At 59.0% G+C, this 1,855-nt stretch carries 3 protein-coding genes; 2 read left to right on the top strand and 1 reads right to left on the bottom strand.

The annotated features are described in order from the left end of the window. Positions 1-1,055 (bottom strand): coenzyme F390 synthetase (gene ftsA, locus CW742_RS11585; RefSeq protein ID WP_394339470.1); only part of this gene is annotated, 1,055 nt, incomplete at its 3' end. A 166-nt stretch (positions 1,056-1,221) separates the two neighbouring features. Between ftsA and CW742_RS11580 the strand changes: the two genes are divergently transcribed. After that, the gene (locus CW742_RS11580) at positions 1,222-1,416 is read left to right on the top strand and encodes a hypothetical protein (RefSeq protein WP_292420550.1); all 195 of its coding nucleotides are present in this window, start codon (positions 1,222-1,224) and stop codon (positions 1,414-1,416) included. A gap of 10 nt (positions 1,417-1,426) precedes the next feature. Then, positions 1,427-1,735, top strand: coding sequence for a hypothetical protein (locus CW742_RS11575; protein WP_292420548.1), 309 nt, complete (start codon positions 1,427-1,429; stop codon positions 1,733-1,735). Positions 1,736-1,855: the final 120 nt, after the last annotated feature.

The raw sequence follows: 1,855 nt of genomic DNA, 5'->3' as shown, positions 1-1,855 counted from the left end.
CCGCGTTCCACATCCACCCGGTTCATGGGTGTGCCATGGGCCCAGAACGTCTCCGCCTCCCGCTGGGGGGTGTAGATTTGCATATGGGTCCTGCCGCAGGCACACTTCCCGCGGCTGGTGACAACAGTCGTGTCATCAGTGTCATAGTTGATGAGGAGCATCCCGCACTTTGCCCCGACCGGGAGCAGGGTCGTGAGCACGATCCGCCCGCACTCACCTTCCTTCACGAAATCCTTCAGCTGCGGGTCGTAGAGGTCCAGATGGACAAGGTCTTCGGGCACGTGGAGACCCTGCTTTGCCGTGCACTCCCCGCACATCGACCCTTCCGTGCTCCCGTACGTATTGTAGACATCCGAGCCCCAGAGTTCGGCAAGGTAGGCCCGCGACTCGTCCGCAAAGGCCTCGCCACCCGCGATGAGTTTTGTCACCCCCGACTCCTTCGGGTCCAGGCCCTCTGCCTCCATCTGCCGGGCGAGCCGGATCAGCTTGAAGACGCTGCCTACGATCCCGGTCGGCCGGTAGTTCGTGATCACGCGGAGCGGGAAGGTGCACTTGCCGTACGGGATGACCGTGACCCCGAGGTCCCGGGCCGCAAGCGTCATGGTGTTCGCCCCGACGTTCATACCGTACGAGGCGCAGATCACCATCCGGTCGCCCCGGGTAAATCCCTGCGAGGTGAAGATGCGGGCATATTTCTCGGCAAGCCGCTCCCATTCCTCCCAGCAGAGGAAAAAACTCTTCGGGACGCCGCTCGTCCCGCTCGTCTCGTGGATCGTGAAGATATCCTGCGGGCTTGCGGAGAGGAAACCGTAGTCCGGCCGGTTCGGCGGCTGGTTGGCCCGGACAGCGCTGCCGGAGATGATCGGGAGCTCCTGTAAGTCTTCGTGCTCACGGATGCTCTTTGGATTGATCTTGTGTTCGCGGAACCAGGACCGGTAGAACGGCGAGTGCTCGTTCGCATAGCTGACCGTGTACTTCACCCGTTCATCGATCAGGGCATCGAGCTCGGACCGTGGCAGGGTCTCGATCTTCTCGTTGTAAAAGCGACTGTTCAACGTGCACACCTTAAGAGAAGTGAAGGCATGCGGTGGTACATAATTATTTGCCCTAGAGGTATCTGGCCCTACTCCGTATACGGAGATACCTTCACATAACGGGCGAAGATGGAGAAAGGATCTCTTTATTAGACCGGATATCCTTCGTACCATTCAAGGATCATCCATGGAAACAAACCAGCTTGTCAAGTACGGATCGATAGTCCTTGCCCTCTGTGTCATCGGTGCCAGCATCTGGGTCATCGTTATGCCACCCATTGGCGACGACATCCAGGGGATCGCCCTGATGGCGATCGGCTTCTTCATGCTTGCCGTTGTCTACTACATCATGCGGCTTGAACACAAGTGCGGGACTGCCTGATTTTTTTCGCATGGTGACAATACGCGTTGCGCCGGAGGATGCCGTGCTCGCACTCCGGGAGCGGATCGAAGCACTGAATGTGGTGAAAAAAGACGGGGCCGGCCTTGACTATTACGACTTCGTCCGCTGGTGCTCGAAGACCTGGCAGACAGTCGACCGGATCTACGGGCAGGGCTCCCCGCACAGCGAAGAACTCCGCACCCTTGCCCTCGCGAACTGCTCCTGCAATGCTTCCCTGCAGGCTCTTGTCATGGCCGAGGAGTACCATGCCCGGCTGCTCGCGTTCATTGATGAGATCCGTGCCGGGAAGCCGGAATAACCAGCACGGGCAGACCCGAACACCATTCATGTGAAGGGACCACGTGATGCGGGGGATGGGGCATTCACCCCCAAAACCACCGTCCTTGCCATATAATATAGCCCCTGTCCCTTATACACA

The sequence above is a fragment of the Methanoregula sp. genome, from assembly GCF_002835825.1.
In the GTDB taxonomy this organism is placed as follows: Archaea; Halobacteriota; Methanomicrobia; order Methanomicrobiales; family Methanospirillaceae; genus Methanoregula.
The sequence above is the reverse complement of the archived record's forward strand: the minus strand, read 5'-3'. Positions and strand labels throughout refer to the sequence as shown.

Excerpts from the sequence above, each read along its gene's own strand:
- CW742_RS11575 (WP_292420548.1), top strand. The coding sequence starts at position 1,427 with ATGGTGACAATACGCGTTGCGCCGGAGGATGCCGTGCTCGCACTCCGG.
- CW742_RS11580 (WP_292420550.1), top strand. The coding sequence starts at position 1,222 with ATGGAAACAAACCAGCTTGTCAAGTACGGATCGATAGTCCTTGCCCTC.